General features: G+C 28.5%; 21 protein-coding genes and 6 tRNA genes. 12 read left to right on the forward strand and 15 right to left on the reverse strand.

The features are described from left to right. Positions 1–175: 175 nt before the first annotated feature. Complete coding sequence (locus tag ACXYRP_RS02240; protein WP_458615124.1) at positions 176–1,591, reverse strand: MFS transporter; 1,416 nt, start codon at positions 1,589–1,591, stop codon at positions 176–178. A 277-nt stretch (positions 1,592–1,868) separates the two neighbouring features. On the opposite strand from ACXYRP_RS02240, the gene ACXYRP_RS02245 reads away from it, so the two are divergent. The 3 genes from ACXYRP_RS02245 to ACXYRP_RS02255 all read left to right on the forward strand — a co-directional run bounded on the left by ACXYRP_RS02245 (position 1,869) and on the right by ACXYRP_RS02255 (position 4,216). Beyond that, positions 1,869–2,372: a hypothetical protein gene (locus tag ACXYRP_RS02245; RefSeq protein ID WP_458615125.1), complete on the forward strand. Its 504-nt coding sequence runs from the start codon at positions 1,869–1,871 to the stop codon at positions 2,370–2,372. A 41-nt stretch (positions 2,373–2,413) separates the two neighbouring features. Continuing rightward, positions 2,414–2,890 carry a hypothetical protein gene (locus tag ACXYRP_RS02250; protein WP_458615126.1) on the forward strand — a complete coding sequence of 159 codons (477 nt, stop codon included), beginning with the start codon at positions 2,414–2,416 and terminating at the stop codon, positions 2,888–2,890. A gap of 228 nt (positions 2,891–3,118) precedes the next feature. Beyond that, a complete protein-coding gene (locus tag ACXYRP_RS02255; protein ID WP_458615127.1) occupies positions 3,119–4,216 on the forward strand; it encodes a hypothetical protein in 1,098 nt (365 codons plus the stop codon). 269 nt (positions 4,217–4,485) lie between these two features. Here ACXYRP_RS02255 and ACXYRP_RS02260 read toward each other — a convergent pair. After that, positions 4,486–4,559 (reverse strand) — tRNA-Gly (locus ACXYRP_RS02260). A gap of 127 nt (positions 4,560–4,686) precedes the next feature. Between ACXYRP_RS02260 and ftsY the strand changes: the two genes are divergently transcribed. Together ftsY and ACXYRP_RS02270 are read left to right on the forward strand one after the other, a co-directional pair. Continuing rightward, a complete protein-coding gene (gene ftsY, locus ACXYRP_RS02265; RefSeq protein WP_435130018.1) occupies positions 4,687–5,730 on the forward strand; it encodes a signal recognition particle-docking protein FtsY in 1,044 nt (347 codons plus the stop codon). Next, positions 5,723–5,947: a sigma factor-like helix-turn-helix DNA-binding protein gene (locus ACXYRP_RS02270; protein WP_435130016.1), complete on the forward strand. Its 225-nt coding sequence runs from the start codon at positions 5,723–5,725 to the stop codon at positions 5,945–5,947. The genes ftsY and ACXYRP_RS02270 overlap by 8 nt, the downstream gene beginning before the upstream one ends. A gap of 31 nt (positions 5,948–5,978) precedes the next feature. Here ACXYRP_RS02270 and ACXYRP_RS02275 read toward each other — a convergent pair whose 3' ends face one another. Next, positions 5,979–6,194, reverse strand: coding sequence for an MAG6790 family protein (locus ACXYRP_RS02275; RefSeq protein ID WP_435130013.1), 216 nt, complete (start codon positions 6,192–6,194; stop codon positions 5,979–5,981). A 146-nt stretch (positions 6,195–6,340) separates the two neighbouring features. Between ACXYRP_RS02275 and ACXYRP_RS02280 the strand changes: the two genes are divergently transcribed. Both ACXYRP_RS02280 and ACXYRP_RS02285 read left to right on the forward strand, forming a co-directional pair. Further along, complete coding sequence (locus tag ACXYRP_RS02280; RefSeq protein ID WP_458615128.1) at positions 6,341–8,074, forward strand: LppA-related lipoprotein; 1,734 nt, start codon at positions 6,341–6,343, stop codon at positions 8,072–8,074. After that, entirely contained in the window at positions 8,061–8,789 is a 729-nt protein-coding gene (locus tag ACXYRP_RS02285) for a class I SAM-dependent methyltransferase (RefSeq protein ID WP_458614243.1), read from the forward strand. Before ACXYRP_RS02280 ends, ACXYRP_RS02285 begins: the two co-directional genes overlap by 14 nt. A gap of 4 nt (positions 8,790–8,793) precedes the next feature. On the opposite strand, the gene ACXYRP_RS02290 is transcribed toward ACXYRP_RS02285, so the two are convergent. From ACXYRP_RS02290 to ACXYRP_RS02305, 4 genes are all read right to left on the reverse strand, one after another. Continuing rightward, positions 8,794–9,393, reverse strand: a complete 600-nt coding sequence (locus ACXYRP_RS02290) for a hypothetical protein (RefSeq protein ID WP_458597630.1) — start codon at positions 9,391–9,393, stop codon at positions 8,794–8,796. Further along, entirely contained in the window at positions 9,386–10,465 is a 1,080-nt protein-coding gene (locus ACXYRP_RS02295; protein ID WP_458614244.1) for a hypothetical protein, read from the reverse strand. Before ACXYRP_RS02295 ends, ACXYRP_RS02290 begins: the two co-directional genes overlap by 8 nt. A 1-nt stretch (position 10,466) precedes the next feature. Then, on the reverse strand, positions 10,467–13,031 hold the full coding sequence (locus ACXYRP_RS02300) for a DNA topoisomerase (ATP-hydrolyzing) (RefSeq protein ID WP_458615129.1): 2,565 nt from the start codon (positions 13,029–13,031) through the stop codon (positions 10,467–10,469). A gap of 95 nt (positions 13,032–13,126) precedes the next feature. Then, positions 13,127–14,623 carry a hexose phosphate transporter gene (locus ACXYRP_RS02305; RefSeq protein WP_458614723.1) on the reverse strand — a complete coding sequence of 499 codons (1,497 nt, stop codon included), beginning with the start codon at positions 14,621–14,623 and terminating at the stop codon, positions 13,127–13,129. A gap of 273 nt (positions 14,624–14,896) precedes the next feature. Here ACXYRP_RS02305 and ACXYRP_RS02310 point away from each other — a divergent pair, with 273 nt between their 5' ends. The 5 genes from ACXYRP_RS02310 to ACXYRP_RS02330 all read left to right on the forward strand — a co-directional run bounded on the left by ACXYRP_RS02310 (position 14,897) and on the right by ACXYRP_RS02330 (position 21,722). Beyond that, on the forward strand, positions 14,897–16,867 hold the full coding sequence (locus tag ACXYRP_RS02310) for a GGDEF domain-containing protein (RefSeq protein ID WP_458597634.1): 1,971 nt from the start codon (positions 14,897–14,899) through the stop codon (positions 16,865–16,867). A 1-nt stretch (position 16,868) separates the two neighbouring features. Beyond that, positions 16,869–17,327, forward strand: coding sequence for a 50S ribosomal protein L9 (rplI, locus tag ACXYRP_RS02315; RefSeq protein ID WP_458597635.1), 459 nt, complete (start codon positions 16,869–16,871; stop codon positions 17,325–17,327). Continuing rightward, entirely contained in the window at positions 17,314–18,765 is a 1,452-nt protein-coding gene (locus ACXYRP_RS02320; RefSeq protein ID WP_458597636.1) for a DnaB-like helicase C-terminal domain-containing protein, read from the forward strand. The genes rplI and ACXYRP_RS02320 overlap by 14 nt, the downstream gene beginning before the upstream one ends. Before the next feature lie 43 nt (positions 18,766–18,808). Further along, positions 18,809–20,029, forward strand: coding sequence for a CNNM domain-containing protein (locus ACXYRP_RS02325; RefSeq protein WP_458597637.1), 1,221 nt, complete (start codon positions 18,809–18,811; stop codon positions 20,027–20,029). Between the two features lie 82 nt (positions 20,030–20,111). After that, the gene (locus tag ACXYRP_RS02330) at positions 20,112–21,722 is read left to right on the forward strand and encodes a CTP synthase (protein ID WP_458597638.1); all 1,611 of its coding nucleotides are present in this window, start codon (positions 20,112–20,114) and stop codon (positions 21,720–21,722) included. A gap of 240 nt (positions 21,723–21,962) precedes the next feature. On the opposite strand, the gene ACXYRP_RS02335 is transcribed toward ACXYRP_RS02330, so the two are convergent. The 8 genes from ACXYRP_RS02335 to ACXYRP_RS02370 all read right to left on the reverse strand — a co-directional run bounded on the left by ACXYRP_RS02335 (position 21,963) and on the right by ACXYRP_RS02370 (position 25,695). Then, a tRNA-Leu gene (locus tag ACXYRP_RS02335) sits at positions 21,963–22,047 on the reverse strand. Positions 22,048–22,078: 31 nt separating this feature from the next. Next, positions 22,079–22,154, reverse strand: a tRNA-Thr gene (locus tag ACXYRP_RS02340). Positions 22,155–22,157: 3 nt separating this feature from the next. Further along, a tRNA-Val gene (locus ACXYRP_RS02345) sits at positions 22,158–22,233 on the reverse strand. A 4-nt stretch (positions 22,234–22,237) separates the two neighbouring features. After that, a tRNA-Glu gene (locus ACXYRP_RS02350) sits at positions 22,238–22,313 on the reverse strand. Between the two features lie 5 nt (positions 22,314–22,318). Beyond that, positions 22,319–22,393: transfer RNA gene (locus ACXYRP_RS02355), tRNA-Asn, on the reverse strand. Positions 22,394–22,561: 168 nt separating this feature from the next. Next, positions 22,562–22,699 (reverse strand): hypothetical protein, encoded by a 138-nt coding sequence (locus tag ACXYRP_RS02360; protein WP_435129979.1) that lies wholly within the window; start codon positions 22,697–22,699, stop codon positions 22,562–22,564. Between the two features lie 27 nt (positions 22,700–22,726). Beyond that, positions 22,727–23,635: a 1-phosphofructokinase gene (locus ACXYRP_RS02365; RefSeq protein ID WP_458614249.1), complete on the reverse strand. Its 909-nt coding sequence runs from the start codon at positions 23,633–23,635 to the stop codon at positions 22,727–22,729. Next, the gene (locus ACXYRP_RS02370; RefSeq protein ID WP_458597640.1) at positions 23,635–25,695 is read right to left on the reverse strand and encodes a PTS fructose transporter subunit IIABC; all 2,061 of its coding nucleotides are present in this window, start codon (positions 25,693–25,695) and stop codon (positions 23,635–23,637) included. Before ACXYRP_RS02370 ends, ACXYRP_RS02365 begins: the two co-directional genes overlap by 1 nt. Between the last annotated feature and the right edge of the window lie 70 nt (positions 25,696–25,765).

The following is a 25,765-nucleotide window of genomic DNA, read 5'->3' on the forward strand; positions in this document are numbered from 1 at the left end:
ATAATACAAAACGAATTCAATCTGTTTTAGATTGAAAATCACCTCAGCAATATGCAGAGATGATACAATGTTAATTTTCTGTTAATTTTTATGTCCTTGTTTAAATTATATTTTATTTTTTCCACACCTTATTGCAACTAAAAGAAAACTAGGTTAATAACCTAGCTATTAAATACTAATTTTCAAGTTTTCTTCATTTGTAATCTGTTTTACCAAGTCTTTTAAGTTCCAAGGTATTGCTTAAAAATACTATTACACCTGATAAAAATCCTAAGAATGCTACTGATAAAGCAACTAAGATAATGATACGATATCCTTGTAAACTTGGATTTGGTGTTCCATCGGTTGTAAAATGTTTTCCAATACCTGCTAAAATAGGTGAAAATCAAGCATCTGATGATGAACCAATAAATGACATAATACCAACCGATGAAGCATAGGTTCCTTTTTCAATATGAACTTCATTAACTTGTGCATAACGTAATGTAGCCATCGCTCACACACAGGTCCCAATTACAACAAATAATAAACTACTAATTCCAATTACCACAAAAGAACTTTTTATATATCCTATTAAAATGGTTCCTGCAAGCGAAATAAGTGCCAATGTAGTAGCGATAATTAAAAATAATGTATATGAACGGCTTTTATCTGCTCAGATTCCGACTATTCAAGAAATGAAGATTCTTAACACATATGCTATCAAACCAGTTAGTATCAATACCAATGTTTGGGGTGCATGATACTCATTTGTCATCATTTGCAGAGCATAAAATGGAACCACCGATTGGAAGATGTACATTCCCATTATAAAGAAAGCTAATGCTCATAATTTTCAATTACGGATTGATTTTCAAAATGAAAATAATGCTGCCTTCAATTTTGCATATGTAAATGGTGTTTTGGGTTTATTGGATTTTTCTCTTGGTTTTTCAGGAACAAAAAATAAGGTAAGCACAGCAATTGCTAATAAAAATACTGCTAAAATAAACACAAAAACTGAAAACGGTACACCTTGATTGCTTGCTGGATTTTCTTTAACTACTGGGTATCATAATTTAATAAATAAAAACAATAACACTCATACAAAAATAAATCCAATAATACCATTAAATGAATTAACTACTCCATATGCAATTCCTTGATTTTCCTTAGTTGCTTGTTGTGAAACAAGTTTTCAAAGTGGTGCTCAAAAGATTAGTGTGGAACTTATACCCCATAATCCTCAAATAATTGCATATTGTATATATAATCCTTCATTATTATCATAAGTATAATTTTTAGTAGTTAATAATGCAGCCCCGAATCAAAATGAAATCAAAGCAGTAGTGACACAGGCTCCAAATAACAGTCATCTCGAACTATATTTGTTAGCTAAAAAACCTCCTGGTAGTTGAGTCAATAACTTAACTATACCTATAATTGTTATCAAATTAGCAAGTTGATCCTCTCGGATACCTAAGGTTTGGTTAAAGTTTGGGATAATATTTCTAAGATAATACGGAATTGCAATAACAAATACATCAGCAGCAGCCAAAATCGTTAATGCTATTCATTGCTTAGGGGTGAATGATTTAAATCTCGCAAACATATTTTCCTTTCTTGTAAGAAAATAACATAATTTTATGTAAATGTTTCTATATATGCAAATAATATTATATAGTATTTTCGAATATGTAAGATTTTTTGAGTTGATTATAATTAAAATTATGCAAAAACATTGCTTTGTAGTATTTTTTTTGCATAATTTTAAGGTGTTTCATTTCTTTTTATACCTTGTTTTTAAAACGAATTTTAAAACCAAAACAAACACATAATTTTGAATATAAATCTACGTATATGATATAATAAAGAAATTAAGGAGAAATATGATAATTAAGAACAAATTACTCTTTATATCTGCAAGTGTTTCCGCATTAGCACCAATTGCTTTAGTTGTATCTTGCAATTCAGGAAGTCATAAAACTGGCGAAGAAGCAAAAAGAGAAGTAGCAGATCAAATATTAAATAACTATGAAAATATTTATAAGAACAATAATACATTATCTTCATTAGGTGTAAGTGGAGTTTCATTTAGTATCGATGCTGAAACTAAAGAAGAAGTAAGAGCAGAAGTGATAAAAGATTTAGCTGGTAAAGATGATGCTTTTGTGCAAAAACTTATTGAATATCTAAAAGATACAAAAGAAGCTACATCAGCTTATATATCAGGAAATACACCAAATGCAGCAAGTGGAGTAAGTAAACTTCAACAAAAATACGGGAGCGATGCTGTTCAACTTATGACAACAATATCTAATATATATCTAAAAATTACTCCAATTATCACTAAATCACTAACCAAAAATATTTCTGGTAGTTTGAATTTATAGGGTAAGTAAATTATAAATATTACTATTTAAATAAGGAAAATATGACATTAAAACGAAAATTTATTTCTTCTTTTACTGCTGCTTCTGTTATAATACCTGTTGCTTTAACAGTTGCCTGTGCTCCGATATACAATAGTCAAGAAGCAAGTAAAAAGTCACATCAAGGAACTACAAACGAAGAAGATATTAGACAGATCGCTAAAAATAATGAAAATATTAATGTTATAAAGCAGAACCTTGCTCAAAAATTTACTACATTAATAACATCACAAAGTTCTAGTATTAATAATTCATTAGGTATTCATATTTCTTTTCCTGCTGACTTAACTAATGAAATGAAACAGGCTGCTCTTGAGGGGTTACAGCAAGTTAACGATATTAATGAATTAAAAAGATTGGAATCTTTTATTGAAGATACCAAAAGTTTATCTCATAAAATTACTTCTTCTGCTTTAACAGGTAATATTGACCTTAATAAAATTCAAAATGAAGCAAATGCTTTAGAGAAAAAAACATAACACACCCGAAGATAAAAAAATATTAGAACTATATTTAAACATTATCTCTAAAATGAATTCAAGGGTGTCTCAATGAGCAAGAAGTAAATCAAACTCAATCCCTAATACTTACTCTAATATAAATAATTATGGTTCATATGGTTCAAATATTTATGGTTTAGATTACAGGTAAAAAACTGTTTTTTATTTATAAAAAGTAGTATTATATATAAGTATTCAGAGGTTGTAATGTCAACTAAAAAGAAGTTATTTTGAATTACTACATCAGTTATTTCTGCTGCAACAACATCAGCAGCAGTTATTTTTAGTATAAATTCAAATAACGAAAATAATTTTATTCAAACAAAGACAAATATTTTTAATGATAAAGGAACTGGTGTTAAAAAAGACGATGAATCAAAAATGAAAGATTCAAAGGCTGATATTATCAAAAATCCTAAAAATACCGAAAACCATAAACTTCCTGATTTAGAACCTATTAATAAAAGACTAGAAGTTAAATTTACAACCAGAAAGGAAAATCTACTTGCTCAAATAAGTAGGACTTTACAACAACAGCTTGTCTCATACCAAGCAAATATTAATAATGAATCATCAAAAGATTTTTTAAGTGAAATTCACAGCAACTTAGTAAACTTAGAACCAAAAAATGTGGATAACTTAGTTAAAATTTGAAACAAATTAATTACTTTTATCAACAGCACAGAAGTTAAGACACCACAAAATCTAAATGATGAAATCGTCAAATTAAAGCAAGAATACAATAATCTATATAAACAAGAATTTGAAGTATTTGAGAATATTATAAACAAATATAATGTCATTATTTCTGTAAAATATAAAGAGCAACAAAAATTACACAGTTTTCCTGTCGTTCCAGTTAATCCTATTAGTGATACTAAACAAAAAAACCCAAAAGACAATAAACAGATAAATAAAATAACAAAAAAATTACACGAAGAGAACATCAAAGAATTTATAAATGAGTATTTAATCTTTAGAACTTATAACCATCTAGAATTACTTAAAAATTATAAAGAGCAAATTTTTATTACATTTAGCAAAATCATTAAACAACTTGATACAAATGATGTTGTTTTAAAACAAGCAATATTGCTTATGAAAGAAATTTCAAATAATATTTCAAAAGTTGCTGATTCAAAAGATGCGGATTATAAAAAGAAAGAAAATGCTATTTTAGTTAATCTAGTTCAAAAACACCAAGAGGCATTTTTATTCTTACAAAAAATAAATCCTATTTATTCCAAAATAGTTAAAATTATTAATGAAAATCAGAATCCAAAAGAAATAGACAAAATAAGTTAGATGAATTTAATCCATAGTTATAACTATGGATTTTTGTAAAAAATGAGATTTTATAAAATTTATCAACTTATTATGTTGTTTATTATATAACTAAGAAGAAAAGATTAATATAAAGTAAGAAGCTGGGTTGGTACCACAACGGTGTCCTACTTTAGTGAATTTGGACAATAAATTGATATCAAATTATTGGTAAAGTTATATAGGCTGCACATATGTGAAGTTTTTAAAAAAAATAACAAGCAAACTTGTTATTGGTCAATTATTTGAAATGGAGCGAGTAAAGGGAATCGAACCCTCATAGTCAGCTTGGAAGGCTGAAGTTCTGCCATTAAACTATACTCGCATCTTTATTTACTATTTAATTATAGCACTAAGAGTTTTTTTTCAAAGAAAAAAATTATTTATTTTTTTAACTTGCTTTTTGTTAAAATATTTATATATTATCTATTATACATAATTTTAGGAGAATAATGGGCTTTTTTAAGAATTTAATCAATAAGGTTTTTAAACGAGATAAAAAAACAATTGAAGAAAAACAGCAAGAAATAGAGATCCAAAAACAAAAAGAAATTATTAATAGTGAAAAATTTAGAAAATACGAAAGTGGCCTTTCAAGTAGTTCAAATTTTGGTAAGCAACTTCTCGAGATTCAAAATCGACATTTAAAAATTGATGAAGATTTTTTTGACGAATTAATGGAGCTTTTAATAATGTCTGATATCAATTCTTCATTAGTTGATGTTATGCTTGAAAGAATTAAAAAGGAGGTTAAAACCAATAATATCGATGATCCAAAGCTTATTGGTGAAATAGTTGCTGATCAAATGTTTTTAATTTATACAAATGATTCAGTAACTAATACACAATTAGATTATCAAGACAACAGGCTAAATGTGTTTATTTTTGTCGGAGTAAATGGTTCTGGAAAGACTACTTCAATTGCTAAGATTGCTTATAAATATATAAATGATGGTAAAAAAGTATTAATCGCTGCTGCTGATACATTTAGAGCAGGTGCAGTAAATCAATTAGGAATTTGAGCTGAACGCATTGGTGCTGATATTATCAAACCAACTAAGAATGGTGAGGACCCTGCTTCTGTTGTTTATAAAGCATTAGAGAAATCAAAAAATGAATCATACGATTTATTAATCATTGATACTGCTGGACGCTTACAAAGCAAGGTAAATTTAATGAAAGAATTAGAGAAAATGGTTGGCATCATCAAGAGATTTGAACCATCAGCTCCACATGAATCATTGCTTGTTTTAGATGCAACTACAGGACAAAACGGATTATCACAAGCAAAAAGTTTTAAAGAAATTGCTGATTTAACTGGTATTATTTTAACTAAAATGGACGGAACTTCTAAGGGTGGAATTGTTTTATCTATAAAAGATGAATTTGGTTTATCAGTTAAATATGTTGGTTTAGGTGAAAAACTAACTGACTTACAAGAATTCGATTTAGAGTTATTTATCTATCAGATGACTAAGGATTTAATTGATGTCTAAGAAGAGTTTAGAAAATTTAACAAAATACAGTAAATTATTTGAAAAATATCGTAATTTTTTAACACAAAATCAACAACAACTGTTTCAGTTATATTTTTATCAAGATCTCTCGTATGCAGAAGTTGCTGAAATTGTTGCTACAACCAGAACATCAGTTTATGATACAATTAAACATACCATACAAAAACTTGATAAACTGGAAGAAAAAATGCATTAAAAGCAAGGAAGTTCCCTTGCTTTTATGATATTTAAACTGTTTTAATAACTACTTCTTTTGAATAATGTTCGCCTTTAAGGTTATCTCTTTCAACATGAATAATTTCAATTTTTTCATTTCCTTGTGTATGCAAGCCATGTTTTTGTCCACGACGGAAACCTTTAATTAAACCTTCTAATTCTTCTAATGAATTAGCTTTTGCAATGACTTCATTGCTAGATAATAATTTTGCTTTGTATTTATACATTTTATCTCCGTTTCTATGTATATTATATTATATCTTAGCAAAGATTGGATTTATAACAACAAATAATTAAGATAATTTAACTAAGATTACGAAAATAATATGAAAATAAAATTTTTGTTTGTGTAAATATAATATAGAATTTATCTATGAAAAAGAATAAACGAATATTTTGATTACTATCATCATTAGCAACTGCACCTATTTTAGCAGTTGCTTGTGCTAATAAAACGCAAGAAAAACCAAGAAAAGAAATTAAAGAAACTCCGATTGAAATAAAAAAACCTGTCGATACACCACCTAATCAACAACCCAACAATCCATCAAAAAAACAAGGTAATCCAGAAAATCATGAACCTAAAAATGATGAATCATCAACTCCTAAACCAAAAACCCCAGTTTCAGATAGTCAACAGCAGCAACAACAACCAATTGATAAACCAAAGAACGATGAGACTTCAAAAGATGTTAAAACACCAGATAACTCAGAAAACAAAACTAATACCGATTCAAGTAAGCAAAGCGAACAAGAAATAAGAGAAATCCAAAAGCACCCTGATACATCTAAAACTAACCCACAGCAATCAATAATGAAAAATGATTTTTCTGATGTTATAAACTTACAAAAAAATATCACTATAACTAATGCAAACAAATTCTACAAAGAACATGATTCTGCTGCAGCATGATTAAAATTAAAAACTGAAAAAAGCAATTTACTTAGCATACTAAATATTAATAATGAACTACAGAATAAATATAATGTAGCATTTACTGATACAAATAATGATTTTTATACAAACCAAAATAATGGAACAATAAATAATATTGCATTAACATTTACTACTAAAAATCCAAATATTGAAGAAAAAACTTTAAGATTCAATATAAATGGTTTTAAAGTAAATAATTCTACATCAAAAACAAACCAAAAAGAAAGTTTTTTAAGCAAAAAAACACTTACCGATAAGGTAACTAGACTCTTTCCATCGTTGCTTGCTTATATGTTAATGTATTCAGAAGATCCAAATAAATATAATGAATTACAAATGCAGGCAAAAGAAGATGAAACAATTATTAATTTTGAACAACTATTTAATAAAAATACTAGCTTATTTACAAATGGGGTGGCTTCCTTAAATGATTCATTAAAAACACAGTTTTTAGAAAAAAATAAATCATTAGAAAACTTATATGAATATAAAATTACAGGTGTTAAATTCAACGATGAAGCAGGAACCTTAGGAATTCAAGTATTAATCGAAAATCAACATGATAATCATTCAAATGAAGCAAGTATTAATCAAGAATTTGAATTTAATGGTTTAAGAAAACTACAAAAAGATGTTAATATGCAAAACGATATAGTTTCTTACTTTATTACAGCAGCAGACTTAACATCAATTATTACACAAAACAATAATTTAAAACAAACAATTGACAAGCATAAAAATCCTAGTGCAGATATAGATATCACAAGTGAAATAGGTGACGTGCAACTTGCTCTTATCACTAAAAAGATATTTGATAAATTATTAGTTGATGTAACTGATCCATTAGGTGCATATAAAGTGACGTATGCTTCATTAAACACTAAAAATTACATCGGTTTACAACAAGGATTTGTGTTATATCCATACTTTAGTAGACTTAATCAAAATATAAATAGTTCCGCATCTGATAAAACAATTCAAAATATGAAAGTTATAATTAAAAAATCAACTACAAATGGATACAATGTAACTTTTAATTTTGATGTTATCACACCTATAGGAGTAAGAAATTCATATAGTGATCTTTCTGATAACGGCTATGATGAAGAAAAAAATATTGTTCATCACGTAATTGGTTCAGTAAGATTGGATGCACTTGAAAAACGCTAAATCTGTCTTTTCAAAAAATACTAGTATTTTAAAATATTCGTTAGCTATTACTAATGTAGGTTTATGAACATCTGAATTAGATTTAGTTAATAAGTGATTTAGAAATAAGCAAGAAAATTTACTGGATTTAGGTTGTGGAGCAGGTAGAACATCATTTAATCTACAAGAATTAGGATATCAAAATATCTATGCTATTGATATTTCAAAAGAAATGGTTGATACAGCATTGCAAATAGCAAAATTGCTCCCTAATAATACAATTCGATTTAAATATATGGATGCTTGTGATTTAATTTTCCCAAACAACTTTTTTGAATATACTTTCTTTTCTTTTAACGGTTTTATCGGAATACCATCTGAAAAATCTCGTATTCTGGCATTAAAAGAAATTTATCGTACATTAAAACCAAACGGAATCTTCATCTTTACAGCACACCTAAGAGATGAAGAAAAATATAGACAAAGATTAAAACTAGAAAACATTCAACAAACTCAGGAATTTAAAATTGAAAGCAAAGGAGACTTAATTTTTAAAAACGAAGATGGTTTTTATGATTTCTTTCACCTTTATAATAAAGATGAACTGGTTAATTTGCTAACTGAAAATGGTTTTGAAGTCATTTCTATAATAAATAGAGATGAAAGTTATAACGAAACAAAAGAAGTTATAGAATTTGCTGATAATACTTACTTTTGAATATGTAAAAAAGTTTAAACCACTAGTGTGGTTTTTCTTTTATCGCTTGCTCATAGATATTTTCGATATCCTTAAGAGTTCTTGTAATTTTTAAATCCTCTAATTTAAAATCTACTTTATAACCTGATCCTGTTGCCCTTTTACTTGTTTGTTCTTTGCCTCTAAAATGAATATTTTGAATCTTACCATTAATTTTTACTGTCCCGTATTTTATAACTAAATCATTTTTAACTTTTTGCAAACCAAACTTAAAATCATCTTTATGGATAAAACTTATATATAAGTCATTTGGTGCAATATCCAAGAATGCTATAACATCCCAAGACTTATTTTCTTTAATCCCTTCATGTTGAAATTTCTTACTAACATCCAAGGTAGCGGTTTTTATTTCGATTTTAACTCCATCTACTACTATATCTCAATCACCGAATCCATCTTGTTGATAGATAACTTCCTTATTTAATTCCTTAAATATAGTTGTAAAAAACTTTTCTCCAACTCTACCTCTTTGATCAATTTGGATTTTTCTTATACTTGCAAATTTATCCGTTAATTTTCAAGGATGCTTATTAATTTCTTCATCAATTAATTCAATCAATTCTTCATAAATACTTTTAATCATTTTTTATCCGTTCTTCAATAGCATCAATAATAAGTTGTGTTCTAAGATTATTAGCAGAGTTTGTCGATTTAAAACTTTTAGATTTTCAATCAACACTTTCAATTATTTTTTGTATTCTTTGTTTTTCTTTTAAAATAACAATACCATATCCTCGATTATGTGGTAATTTAGAAAAACTTGTTTCTAAACTAACTTCTGAAAATGTTGTAGATGGTAGATAATAATCACACTTATCCAACATTTTAACATTTCTTTTTGAACTCGGTGTAGAGCCATTACTTAAAGAATATACTTTTATCCAGTCACTAACTTTTTTGGGTGGTTTAATTGGTTTTACACTATGAGATGGTAGTTTTGTTCATATCTGAAAAATACTTTTAACATTAATAATCTTGTTATTTGGATAATGAAATTTGTCATCATTTACCTTAAATTCTGCTGCTAAATAAAAATTCTTGTTTATTCTTAGCATCGGTGATCCTTTACCATTAGAATTAAAGAGTGGAGGTAAAATAAAACATATAAAGTCACAAAATTTTGCTGCATGATTGATAAACTGTAAAGCAAGTTGTCCACGAAGTCCAAAGGGTGGATTTCCAATAACAATGTTTCTTTCGTTTTTAGGATAATATTCTAATCAATCCTGTTTGATAATACTCTCTATTTGTGGTTCAATATCAAATGCATAAGTTTGATTAAATAATTCCTTAGGAAAATTATTAGAAAAACTCCCATTTCCAGCCGATGGTTCTATTAAGTCATATTCTTTTAAGTCTATATCATAGTGTTTTTTAATAAATTTAACCGTTTTTTCAATCATTTGTTTAGCAACCTTTACTGGCGTAAAAAACTGATCCATATTTTTATAATACTGCTGCTCATTAAAATCAGCTTGATATTTATGATTTAAAAGTTTATTTATATGGTTAAAGTAGTTGCTTGGTACTTCTTGCTTTAAAATTCAACGATTTATTGTCCCAGTATGTAGGTTTCATAACTTTGCTATATCATTTATCGAATGTAAATTCAATATTTCGCTTTTGAATACATGGTATAAGTGTTTTTTATCCATATTATTTTAATCCTAATAATTTATCCACACGATCTAGCAAAGAATCTAAATCCTTTTCTTTTTCTTTAACTTTTTCTTCAGATTTTTTTATATTTTCATCGTGTTTTTTTATTGTTTTAACACTAAAATCACTTAATGGATCAATATTTTCTTGCTTCTGAATATCATTGATAAAAATATGTTGAATATTATTAAAATCTATATAACTTGTTTTTTCTTTTATTTCTATATATCCTAAGTATTTAATTAAATTATGTTCTATGGATTGGATTAGTAATTCTTGTTTTCTGCTAATATTTGCAACTTTGATATTAGCACCTAATTCCTTGATTCCTGCTATTTTTTTTCCTTTTATTGATTTAGATGTTATAGGTAGTTTTGAGCCCTTTATTTTGCTTCAATAACCTTGTTTTGAAACAAATAAATATTCATCTTCTAAATTAATTATTCTAAAATCACTAACTTTATCACTGAGTGACAAGTAAACACCTTTTATCCCTTTTGCTTTGGTTCCATAAGTATTAATTTCTATTTCAGGATAGCAAGTTATTAGTGATTCATCGGAAACTATTAAAAGATGGTTTTGGTTATTTGATAAATAAGCACCAAGCATAATATCATTATCAATTAAAGACATTGCTACATAAGTTTTATTAACTCTTTGGACAGCAAAATCACTTAATTTGGTTCTTTTGAAAAATCCGTTTTTGCTTCCAGTGACAATAAATAAATCAGAATTTCAATCTGCTACTTCAATCACAGAGATAATCTTTTCATCTATTTTAAGGTTGAAAAGTTCTTTTAAAGATGTTCCATAATCTTTTCATTTATTTTCAGTTATTTTATGAATAGGTAGAATTATGTAATTACCTAAATTAGTAAACACTAGTAAATTATGCATTGTATTCATTTTAGATATATGAATAATGTTGTCATCTTCCTTAAGATAATAATTGCTTAAATTATTATTTTCTTGTGTTTTTTGACTAAATCTTTTAATATAGCCATTTTGCGAAACACAAATATAAACATCTTCTTCTTTAATTAAGTCGGTTTCTTTATATGAAAAATCAAAACTTTCAGTTTCTATCAAGGTTTTTCTCGGACTAGCAAACTCTTTTTTAATTTCATTAAGTATTTTTATAATAAAATTATTAAATTTTTGTGGATCACTAAGCAGTTGTTCAATATGAGCAATTTCTTTTTCTAAATCTTCTTTTTCTTTTAAATATGCCTGTTTATCTGTCTTACTTAAACGGTATAATCTTAACTCAGCAATTGCTGTTGCTTGAATTTCACTAAATGCAAAATAATGCATCAAATCTTTTATCACACCTGCTTTTGAACCTTCTGATTGACGGATAACTTTAATAACTTTATCTGTAATTTCAGAAACTTTAATAAAACCTTTAACAATTTCTAAACGTAATTTGTTCTTTGTTAAATCATATTGCAATGTCTTGGTTTTTATATTCTTAACTTGCAATGAATAACTTTCAAGCATATCTAATAGAGATAAAAGTTTAGGTTGATTGTTTTGAATTACAGTATTATTATATGAATAAGAAACCTTAAGTTGTGTTTTTTGGTATAAATATGATAACACACTTTGTTCATTAACACTTGGGTGCATCGTAATAAGAATATTTATTCCATTTCGATCAGATTGATCCTTAATTTCAATTACCCCATCGATTTCACCTTTGTTAATTAATAAATCAATTTCATATACCAATGCTGATTTAGCAACTCCATAGGGAATCTGTGTAATTTCTATATACTTATAATTATCTTTTGTATATAAATTACATTTACTATATAAATGTATTTTTTCTTTTGGATTATTACCAAATTCAAAAGCATCATTAATCCCTTTGATTCCTTTGATAATCCCACCTGTCGGAAAATCTGGTCCAAAAATGTATTTTTGAACTTCTTTTAAGGTTATATAAGGCTTTTTGATTTTTGCAATAGTAGCATCAATGACTTCACCAAGATTATGTGGTGGTAAATCAGTAGCCATACCAACAGCAATTCCTTTTGCTCCATTCACTAATAATGTAGGGAAAATTGATGGTAGCACAGCAGGTTCTTGCTCACTATCATCAAAGTTAGGAATAAATGCAACAGTATTCTTTTTTAAATCATTTAAAATATATTGACATACTTTTGATAATCTTACTTCGGTATAACGCATTGCAGCAGCAGGATCATTATCTACTGACCCGATATTCCCATGCATATCAAGTAACGGAATATTTGATTTTCAAGACTGTGACATATTAACCATCGCTTCATAAACCGATGAATCACCGTGTGGGTGGTATTTACCGATAACATCACCTACTACTCTAGCTGATTTTTTATAAGACTTATCATAATCAAGACCTAATCCATACATTGAATATAAAATCCGCCTTTGAACGGGTTTTAACCCGTCTTTAATATCTGGTAATGCTCGTTGTTGGATAACATATTTTGCATAGCGACCAAATCTTTCTGCCATTATTTTATCTAATGATTCATTTATTATTTTATCTATAATTGCTTTTTCAGTTGCACTCATATAACTCCTTAATAATTTAATTATATAATTTATTCTTGTATTTTGTTAAAAAACAACAATTCCTTGGAGTTGTTGTTTTAAAGTAATGTATTTGTTTAATTTTTATCTAGGTTTTTTTTACCTAAAAAACTAAAGATCTTTTTCATTCAACTTGGCATCGATTCTGCATTTGGATCTGGTTCGCGAAGCAACAAGGTACCAAGTACAGAAATCAATCCAAAGACAATAATTAAGATAAACTGAATTATTGAATATTTAAGTGTATTTGGATCAACTTGTCCTGCAGCAACTGGATTTACACTCTTGCCAATTAATGTAACAGCTGAAATAATAATTAATCCAACTGTAAACATTAAGTATCCAAATCCTCAAATTAAACTAAACATTCAACCAATGGTTTGTGGATCACGTTCTGGATATTCGTGTGGTAGATTAAGCATAACGCCTTGAATTCCTCAAAGACATAATCCAGTGATAAATGCAAAAATGTAGAATATTACTTGTGAACCAACACTACCATTTGAAGGAACAATTCATTTAGTAAATACAACCATAGAGAATATGTAAAATAATATTCCAAATGTTAAAGCAAATACTTGATAAAGTTTACGTTTTAATTTAAATCTTGATCAAAGTCCGATTGTAATAGGACCTAAAAACACTGCTGCTCAATAAATAACTAATCAAATATTTATGAGTTTTTCTAACTGAGCAGAAGCAATTTCTTTTGTTGCTTTATCAAGGTTTCTAAGTGTTGTTAAATCAATAAATAATCTTTTAGATAATACCTGTGGGAGCACAACAGCACATAATCATCCACCATAAACTAAAATTCAAATGTATGTTTGTTTTTTCTTCAAATACATTCATAAAAATACGAATGGATTAGGTTCTTTTGCTCGCTCTTGTTCTGTTTTGATACCGAATCTAGAACCAACAAAAATGAAAATAAGCAATGGTATAATGTTTAATGCACTAATTACAGTAAAAATGATTTGTCATGCACTTTTTACATCATTAGGATTTGCTGCCAAAAATGTTACAACTGTAATAATTGAACCAAGAGGGAAGAATCAAATTCCAAATTGTGAAACTATTGATTTAGTTTTTGCATTAAAGAATCTAGCAACAACTGGCTGAGTAAGAATTATCAACATTGTTCCACCGATAGCCATCAAAGTTCTAAAGATAACAAAACCTACATATCCACCTTGAGAAGCCGGAAAAATTCATTGCGCTGGAATACCTATTAAAGTCAAAATAAATGCTATAATAACTGTCCAACGATGTGCTAATCTAGTTAAAATAACAGCAACTAATATTGAACCAATCCCGCGACCTATCGTAATACCTCAGTTAGTTGCTTGATTAGTTAGCTGAAATGCAGCATTATTTTCTATATTAAAATGTCCTAGAACTCCAGGTGTGCCTTTTCCGCCGCCATTGAGCAATCCACTAAAACCAAAATTTACAACAAACAGTGTATAACCAAAAGAAATTGAAATTCATAATAATAATCCATAGAATAACTTTTTCTTAGGTGACATACTTTCGATGTTATCTAAATGTAACATCTTTAATATCGTTTGCATAATACACCCTTTCTGAGTCTTAAACTCTATTAAATTATAAATTGAAAATTATAAATTAAAATATTTTTACATATTTATAATATTTATTTTGCATATAATGTAAAAATATTTGCACATTTATTAGTCTGTTTTATTTTTAAGACTATTATTTAGCAAAAACTGGATTTAATGTGGATAACTTCAAAGTTATTCACAAGTTGATTCAATTTATATGAATATAATTTAGATAAAATAAATTATTGTATAATTAAACAAATATAAGGTAAGGTATCAATGAAATCGAAGCAAAAATTATGATTTTTTATTACATCAGGAATATTATTATTTGTCTTAATAATTGTCCTCTTAATAGTCTTTATTAAATTGCAACCACAAAAATGACATCTTATTTTAATAGTTATTGCTCTTTTCTTTTCTTTAATCTTAATTACTTTGATTTTATATTTTGCAATTATTAACTTTGCAAAATCACGTGAACTAGTAAAGCATTCCTTTAATCGTTTTGTTGAAAAAATAATGACTAATAACTCAATTGGTTTAATTATTTATGATACCTCTGCTGAAGTAATTTGGATTAGTGAATTTATTAAAAATAACTTTCATAATGATTTCATTGGACTAAAAATTACAGATGCAATCGAAAAAATTGATGCAAGTGTTAAAGGTAAAATTAAATATAATAATCCAGAAAATATAATTTTACAAAACAATAATAATTATTATGAAGCACAATTTTGACCATTAGATAACACAGTTGTAATACGAGATACCACTATTAAAACATTATACAAAAAAGAACTACACGAACAAAAACCAGTTATCGGTGAATTGGAAATAGATAACTACAGCCACTACCAATCAGTTTTCTCTGAAGAACAACTTTTTAAAATTAATAAAGTTATTATTGATGCATTAAACGAATCGGTCGAAAAATATAATTTAATTTATCGTCAATATACAAATGGTAAATTTATTATTCTGACTAATGAATTATCTTTAACAAAACTTAAAGAAACAAATTTTGAAATTTTTACTAAAATCAATGATCGACTTATTGATAAAGAAGTTACAAAACTTTCTGTTTCTTTAGGCTTAGCAGTAGGTTGAAGTTCATTAGAAACAAAACTTTCACAAGCAAAAAAAGCACTAGTACAAGCTCAATCACGGGGAGGGGATCAAGTTGCAATCTTCTCTGATATTAGTAAACCACAGTATTTTGGATCATACACCGAAATATTTGCAAATAAAAATCGAACCAGAATTAGTGGTTTAGCACAAATTATCGCAAATAAGCTTAGCGATGATAAAATTAAAAATGTTGTTATTTATGGACATAAATGAGCAGATTTAGATGCAATCGGTTCTGCTTATGGAATATATACAATTGCAAAAGCTTTTCAAAAGGATGCATATATTTCTATTACGACTATGGATAATACAACAAAAAATTTCTTACAAGCAACCAAAAAAAATAATTTATTTATCAAATATACACAAGCAAATAATTTAACATCTGAGGATTCATTGGTTTTCCTAGTAGATAACTCTGACCCTGAAAGAACAGATAACATTGATGCATTAGTTAATACAAATCGTGATAATGTTTTTGTTTTAGATCACCATAGACTAGGGAAAACTATTGATTTTTGTCCAAAAAGCAATCTATATGTAGATACAACTGCATCTAGTGCATCCGAAATAGTCACCGAAATATTAATGTTTTTATCTTATAAAGTTGATGTTAACAAAGAAGTGGCACAGTGGCTTTTAAATGGTATTTATTTGGACACATCACAGTTTTCTAAGTCAGCATCAAAACGCGCTTTTGAAGCGGCTGCATGATTAGAATCGAAAGGTGCTGAACCAAATATTAGTGGTGAACTTTTAAAATATGATGATGAAACAGCAAAAAAAGTAAAAGCATTATTAGAAAACATTCTTGAAATTAAAGATGGATATTATCTTGCTTATTCAAATCAAGAAGCATCCAACGATGTTATTTCGATAGCCGCAAATGAAGTACTAAAAGTGCGTGGTCGTCGTGCTTCATTTGTAGTAGGTAAATTACCTAATTCTAAAAGATATAAATTAAGTGCGCGTGGAATTGATACAAATGTGCAAGTAATCGCTGAAATGGTTGGTGGTGGTGGACACTTTACAACCGCGGCGGCTGAATCTGAAGAAGATTTAGAAACATTCGCAAATAATATAAGACATGCAATTACCGTTGCTGAAAGGACATAATATGAAAATAATTTTATTAAAAGATTGTAAAGATGGTAAAGCTAACACTATCATCGATGTGGCACCCGGATATGGAACAAATTTTTTAATCCGTAAAGGATTAGGTGTTGCATTTAATATTCAAACACAAGCACAATTAGAAAAGAGACTTAATGATTTAGTTGCTAACGAACACGAAAATCGCACCAATGCATTAAGACAAAAAGAAAAACTTGAAGATATTACTTTAAAATTTCAACTAACAGCAAATATTGATGCCAATTCAAGCTTAAATGTACATGGTTCAGTTTCTACAAAAGATGTTGATAAAGAACTCAAGGAACTAGGATTTAAACTTCCGAAGCATTCATTACAAAAAATTCATTTGGTTTCCGAAGGAAGTCACGAAATCGATGCTATCTTATACAAAGACATTGTTGCTAGAATAAAAATTCAAATTATAATCAATGTTAAGAAATAAATTTAAAAAACCTTTTTATAAAAATTTTGAAGATCTGAAAATTAAAGCCTACAATAATACATTATTTGCTGATAAGAGCGTTGAACGTGAAACGCTTGCACTTATTTTAACAGATGATGAAAAGCAACATTTGGGTTGTGATTATTTAGATATTGACGACTTTTTTATTCCTGAGCATAAGCAACTTTTTGACTTAATCAAATACAAACGTAGCAAATCTTCTCCTCATCCTACTTTTTACGGTTACATTGAATTGACTGAAACATTAGAATCTGATGTTTCACTAAGAAATCGTTATTCATTAGTAAATGAAGCCTTATTAAGTTCCCTTTCTACACAATTTAATAATCAATCTAATTTTAATTATAATGTTGAAAAACTAATTGAATTAACCCGTTTACGTGCATTAGAAGTTTTTTATGGGGAAAGTTTACAAGCATTTAAAACTAATAACGAAATTTCTTGGGAAAACTCATTAAATGACTTTGAAACATTTATTCTTACACATAATGAGCGGGGATTAAAAAACAGTTCGTTTATTTCATTAAATGATGCAACAGATAGTTTTATTGAAAAACTTGAACAAATGATTCAAAGTGGTGATGTTGATGCAGCATCAGTTTTTAGTGGTTTTGATGCAATTGATCAATATACCAAAGGATTCAAACCAGGTCAATTTATAGTATTAGGAGCTCGTCCGGGGGTAGGAAAGACTGCATTAGCATTAAACATTGCCAAAAATATTACAAAAGACCCAAACAAATCATGTGCTTTTATTTCACTGGAAATGCCCGTGCATGAATTAGTTTCACGTTTTTATGCATCTATTTCAAATATCGAATTGAATAAATTACAAAACCCTAAATTTTTAAAGCACGATGACTTTATGAAATTACGAAATATCGCTGCTATTACCAAGGAACAGTCTAATTTATATTTTGATGATGTTGCTACAAGCAAAATTCAGGATATCATTTGAAAAATAAAGCAACTGAATAAAGATTTAAATGGTGGTTTAAGTTTTGTAATTGTTGATTATCTGCAACTTGTCAGCAGTGATGGTCATGGTGGTAATCGTAATACTGAAGTTTCTGCTATTTCTCGATCATTAAAAACAATGGCATTAGATCTTAAAATCCCGATTATGGCACTATCACAACTTACTCGTAATGTAGAAAACAGAGAAGATAAACGTCCACAATTAATAGATTTACGCGAATCGGGTAGCATTGAACAAGATGCAGATATTGTTATCTTTTTATCTCGTACTATCTTAGATAAAAAGAAAAATCAAAATAGTAACGATATCACCGATGCATACAAATTAACTGAAGTAACAATCGCAAAAAACCGTAACGGTTCACCTGGTTATGCAGAATTATTATACGAAGGAAGAATTGTTGCTTTTAAGGAACACGAATTTAGAAAGGACGAATAATGGACCCATATTCCACTAGTCAGAATCCTTATATAGGAGTATGATGCATTTTATAGTTTTACCATTTTTACTGCTTCTATTTATTCTATCAGCAATTTATAGTGGTTGCGAAACAGCTTATTCTACTTTTTCAAAAGCAAAAATCTATGAAATGGAAGAAAATAAAGAGCGAGCAAGCAAACTTATTAGCAAGCATACTAAACGTTATAATCGGATTCTGACAACTATTTTAATCGGAAACAACCTAGTTAATGTTATTTCATCAATTCTGACATCGTGATTTTTATCACAACTAATTCCTAATAATAATACTTTATCAATTATTATTTCAACTGCTATTGTAACACCTTTGCTAGTTATTTTTGGTGAAATTACACCGAAATTATTAGCAAAAAAATATCCAAAAAAATACTTACAACTTTTTAGTTGATACATCGATGTATGTTACTGAGTTTTTTGAATTTTAACTTGGCCGATTTCGAAAATTTCAAAACAAGTTTATGTAACAAACTCTGAAGAAGATTTAAAAAATATGATTAACCTTGCCCAAAGCGAAGGTGTGCTACAAACTGGAGAAAGTTTACTTGCTAAAAAAGCATTAGATTTGGATTCTACCAAGGTTTTATCTCATTATATAAAACTTAAGGATGTAACAATACTAAATTATCGGTCAACTGTTTCTGAAGCAAAACAAGTATTTAAAGAAACAAATTATTCAAGGATACCAGTTGTCAAAAAAGATGAATTAATAGGAATAGTATTATTGAAAGATATTTTTGATATCGAAAAAGGTCGGATTGAAAAATATGTAAAATCTGTTCCTTTTGTCTCTGCTAATTCAATATTATCATCCGCCCTAGAGAAAATGCGTGCTGCCCGCGCACATATGGCATTTGTTGTAGAAAATAATAATTCACCTGATATTGTAGGAATTATAACTATTGAAGATATTATTGAAGAAATTATTGGTGAAATTTACGATGAATATGATGATGATGAAGAAATTTATGAAATTTCACTTGAAAAATCAAGAGTAAAGGGTAATGTCGTAATGCACGATCTTTTCAAACAACTTGAGCTTTCTGCTGATTTATTAAATGAAAACGAGAAAGAACTTACTTTATATAAATGATTTTCTCAAAAAATACATCGAGATCGTCTATATAAAAAATCACGTTTTGTTTTAGAAAACAAAGTTGTTTTTAAAGTAATTGAAGCACAAAAAGATGATGAAAAAACATTAATAGAAGTGTCCATTATTTAGCCAGCTTTGCTGGTTTTGTTTTTAATAAATAATTTACACTAAATTAATAGATTAATTTATAATATAAAAACAGAGGTATTTTATGTCAAAATTTATATTTATCACAGGTGGTGTTATTTCAGGGTTAGGCAAAGGTGTTGCGGCAGCATCAATTGGAAACCTGCTCAAAGCAAAAGGTTATAGTATTTTTGTTTTAAAATTAGACCCGTATTTAAATGTTGATCCAGGGGTGATGTCACCATTTGAACACGGTGAAGTTTATGTTACTGAGGATGGTGGAGAAACTGATTTAGACCTAGGACACTATGAAAGATTTATTAATGAAAACTTTTCAAAGGATTCGAATTTTACCAGTGGACGTATATTTCAAAACATTCTTGAAAAAGAGCGCAAAGGTGTTTTTAAAGGTAAAACTGTTCAATATGTCCCGCATGTAACTAATGAAATAATTTCTGTTATAAAAAATATAGAAAAAAAATATAACAGTGATTTTGTTATCATCGAAGTTGGTGGTACTGTTGGTGACATCGAATCAAATCCTTTTATTCATGCTTTATCACAAATGGGTTATTCAAATTCTAACGACACTTTCTTTATCCATGTTACATATGTTCCTTTTTTAAAAACATCAGGTGATTTTAAAACAAAACCTACACAGTTTTCAGTATCAACTTTAAAAGGTTTAGGTGTTAAACCTAATATGATTTTACTACGTTCTGATGATTCGCTTCCAAACGAAATAATCAAAAAAGTTGCATATACTTCTTTATTAACCGATGAATATGTGGTTTCTGTCCCTGATTTATCAAATATTTATGATATTCCTTTATATTTAAATAAAAAAAATGTTGCTTCGAATATCTTAAAATATTTTAATATGCAAGATAATCAGGCAAAATTAGATGATTGAAAAGCATTTGCTCGTAAGGTTGCAGCTAACAAACAAAAATCACTTGTAATAAAAATGCTAGGTAAATATACAAGTTTTTCAGATGCATATAAATCAATTAATGAAGCACTAAAAATTTCTGCAATTGATTTAAAAATAGACATAAACTTAGAATATGTTGATTCAAGCACCCTGAACGAAGAAAATATTAAGCAAGTATTATCAAATGCAGATGGAGTTGTTATCCTTCCCGGTTTTGGTATCCGTGGGTTTGAAGGAAAAGTTTTAGCAGCAAAATACACAAAAGAAGAAAAAATCCCTACTTTCGGGATATGCTTAGGAATGCAGGCTATGACAGTCGCACAGGCACGCAAACAAGGTTTAACCGATGCTACTTCTCGAGAATTTGCACAAGGTGAAAACGAAATTTATGTGCTCGATTTTATTAAAGGGAAAAGTGCTAAAGATAATTTGGGTGGAACCTTGCGTCTTGGTGCTTATGAAACTGTATTTAAGCCTAATTCACTCATTAGTAAATATTATAAATCGGATTCTATTTGAGAGCGTCACCGTCATAGATATGAAGTTAATTCAGCATATATAAATAACATCCAAAGTGATGACTTTATATTTAGTGGTTTTCACCCTACTTTAAAACTTGTGGAGACCTGTGAAGATCCAACCCAAGATTTTTATATCGGGGTGCAATATCACCCAGAATTCACTGCACGACCATTACAACCACATAAATTATTTACTCGCTTTTTGCAAAGTGCAAGTAAATTTAAAGATAAAAATGTATAAAAAAGATGCTTTAGTTGATAAGACTAAAGCATTATATGTACATATATATGGAATTAATTTTTTACAAAATATTTATTACAAAATTACTTTTTTTAAATTATAAGTGATAAAAAGTTTGATAATTGTATAGAAAAAAATATAAGAAGTTGTCTATAGTATATGAAAGGTTTAACTATAAACGATTAAAAGCTTAAAAAAATAAAAAATATTATAAATTAAAAATTAAATTAAAATTAAGAATGGTGCACGAGGAGGGACTCGAACCCTCATGCCGTAGAGCACTAGAGCCTAAATCTAGCGTGTCTGCCAATTTCACCACCCGTGCAAGGGTAGTTTTTGTGTAAAAAAACTCGCTTTGGTGCCGTCTATAGGACTCGAACCTACGACCTACTGATTACAAGTCAGTTGCTCTACCAACTGAGCTAAGACGGCATATGGTGGAAGATAAGGGACTCGAACCCATGACATTCGCCTTGTAAGGGCGACGCTCTCCCAACTGAGCTAATCTTCCAAAATGGCAGTCTGTACGGGAATCGAACCCGTGCATGCATGGATGAAAACCATGTGTGTTAACCGCTTCACCAACAGACCATAAATGGCGCCGATTATTGGGATTGAACCAACGACCAACTGGTTAACAGCCAGCTGCTCTACCGCTGAGCTAAATCGGCATTTGCATTTAATAAATTGCTAACTAATTATAGCACAATCAAAAAATAATCAAAATTTGTTTTTTATTTTTTGTCCAATCCTTTGTGTTTATATATTATAACAATAAAATCATTTTCTTTAAATTTTTGATATAGTAAAACACACATAAAATGTGTGTTTTGATGTTATTATACATTTGAAAAAATTGCTCATAGAATCAACACAATAGCAACACCTACAGTTAATCCTATAATCAAAGGTCAAATTAGTCTTACATTTGCTAATTTATTTTTTTTATTTACTTTTTGAATTTCTTGTTTTTCCATAATTTATCCTTGTTTAAATATTATACATTATTTTTGGATAAATACATTTGAAAGAAATTTTTTTGTTTTCTTCTTATTCGCTAATCACTTACTAGTAACAGTCGCCATTGATGCTGCACCTGCTAATAAAAAAGCGTTTTCACTATTTTGATTCTTTAAATAACTTGCAGCAAATATTGAAATCATTGTATCACCTGCACCAGTTGCAGAAACTAAGTCAACCTTTTGTTTAATTTTTAGAGTATAAAAATCTTGCTTTGAATCTAATAAATATGCACCTTTTTCACCATTTGATACTATTACATTTTCAGCACCTAAATTTTGTAATTGTTGCATAGAATGTTTTATATCATGAACTGAATCTGATAAACTAGCAAATATCATCTTTAATTCATCTATATTGGGTTTAATTAAAAATGGTTTAAATTGCAAAAAATTAATAAAATTTGAACTCTCTATATCCAAAACAACCTTTATATTCTTTGAAGAAACAAATTCGAGTATCCTCAATAACAGTTCTTCATCTGCTTTACCCATAAGCATTAAAACATCATCCTTAGTAATTTTATCAAGTTCTTTAAATAACTTGTTTTCTTTGTCTGCATTAATCAATGTTTTTGGTCCGTTGAGTTCAAAATCAGTTGTTTTTCCATAGTATTTAATATTAATGCGAGTTTTTTGTTCTGTTGCTATATTTAAAACATCAAGTTTTTCTTTTGAAAAAGTATCTTTTTGGAACATATCAAAAGTTTGTGAGTCAAAAAATGTTATTGCTTTATTATCAAAACCGTGTCTTTTTAATACTACTGATGCATTTAAACCCTTACCACCAGGTAAAAGTTCGAATTCACCATAACGGTTCACTTTCTTTAAATCAAAATTTTCAGATGTAATGAATAAATCTATTGAAGGTGATAATGTAAGTGTATAAATCATTAATTTACCTGTGGTTTTTTAGGGAATTTTTTATTAATATAACTTGCAAGTCAAATAGTACCAGCTGATGCGAATGAACCAGCGATTAATGCTAATAAGAAAAATACTATACCTAATCCTATTGATAAACCAATATTATTACCAAACAATGATGAACGTGCTAAGAAGATAACGAAGATTCCACCGTGTGGAGCAATTATATTAACTCCGAGAGCTGCTGTAATTAAACCAGCAACAACTCCACCGACAATATTTGCAGGAATCATAACCTTTGGATTTTTTGCTGTATACGGAATTGCTCCTTCTGAAATAAACGACAATCCAAAGAGAATGCTTGATCATTTACCTGCATCACGATCTTCTTTTGATCATAATTTCTTGGTAAGAAACATTGACACTGATATTCCAAGTGGAGGCACCATTCCGGCAGCCATAGCGGCAGCCATTGGTATAGAACTTGTTCCTCCAGAAATTGATAATACCCCGAAAATATATGCAGCTTTATTTATTGGCCCACCTAAATCAACAGCCATCATTGCTCCAATGATAATTCCTAATAATCAAGCTAAATATGGTTTGCTTTCAAATAATTTTAAGAATAAATATAATCCCAAGTTAATGTAAATTAAAACTATATTTACACCTCAAAAGATAATTGAAATAGCAAATGTTGAAATTAAAGGCATAAATAAGATGTTCTTAATCCCTTTCATGCTTTCTGGTAATTTACCAAAGACATATTTAGCAAAAACAATTACCATTGCAGCAGCAAAGAATGCACCTAATATTCCACCAATGAATCCGGACCCTGTTTCAAGCACTTTATCTGCATCTGCGCCTGCTGCTTTAATACTTTCACCTAAGAATCCGTATGTTTTAGCAAGTTGCCCACTTGCTATTGCTCCAACTACAAATCCAGGTAGCAATCCTTGACGACCTACAATTGAAAAAGTTATATATGCAGTTAAAATAGGAACTGCCAAACCAAGCCCAATTTTACCAATTTGGAAAATAATATTTGATACTGGTGCATTAAATCCGAAACTTGATAAAAATTCTTTTGAATCAACATTAGTTCCATTTGATGAGCCAATAATTAAGTCAATAATGAATGCAATCGCAAGCATAATACCACCAAAAATAATAAATGGTAGCATATGAGAAATCCCAGACATCAATGAACGATACATTTTTTTAGCAAATCCATCAAAAGTCATTGCTGCTTCAGTTTGGTTGCTTGGTGCATTTATTCCTTGTAATTTATTTCCTTGCTTATCAAGTATCTTCTTAATTTGTTGCTCTGGTTTATGAATAGCTTTTTGAGTTGATATTTCGATAACATTATCACTATTAGCAAATCTTGATTTTTCAATTTCGCGATCTACTGCTAAAATCACACCTTTAGCATTTTTGATATCATCATCAGTTAGTTTATTATCAATCCCATCAGCTCCTTGTGTTTCAATTTTAATTTTTACATTCATTTGCTTAGCTTGCTCATATAATTTTTCTTTAGCCATAAATGTATGTGCAATTCCAGTTGGACAAGCTGTAACAGCGACAATATCGTAAATATCATTATCTGATTTTGTATCAGTTTGTACATTTTCAAAACTATCAATTAGGTTTAAAAATTCATCTGCAGTCTTTATTTGTTCTAGTTTATTTATAAAATCTGCTTTAATTAACAAACTTGATAAATTAGCCATAATTTGCATATGTTCGCTTGAACGATCATTTTTAGATAAAACTATTCCAAAAATATATTTGATATTTTGATTATCAATAGAATCTCAATTGAAATCTGAGGTTCTTATAAAAACAAGGGTATTTTTTAAAACAATATCATCTCCTATATGTGGCATTGCGATATGGTCACCTATACCTGTGGATGCTTGATTTTCGCGTTCTTTAAATAATGCTAATGCTTTATCTTTATCCGATACATATCCTTTTTGATAAAGTTCATTTGATAAAAATTCTAATGCTGCATCCTTATTAGCAAAACTTTGATCAAAAAAGATAGTATCTTTTTGTTCGAATAATTTTGTGATTTTCATTTTTCTCCTTTCTTTTTTGTGTATTAAATAATAACAAAAAAGCAAAAAGATGTAATTAATTATTCAAAAA

It is taken from the genome of Mycoplasma sp. 5912 (assembly GCF_054353835.1).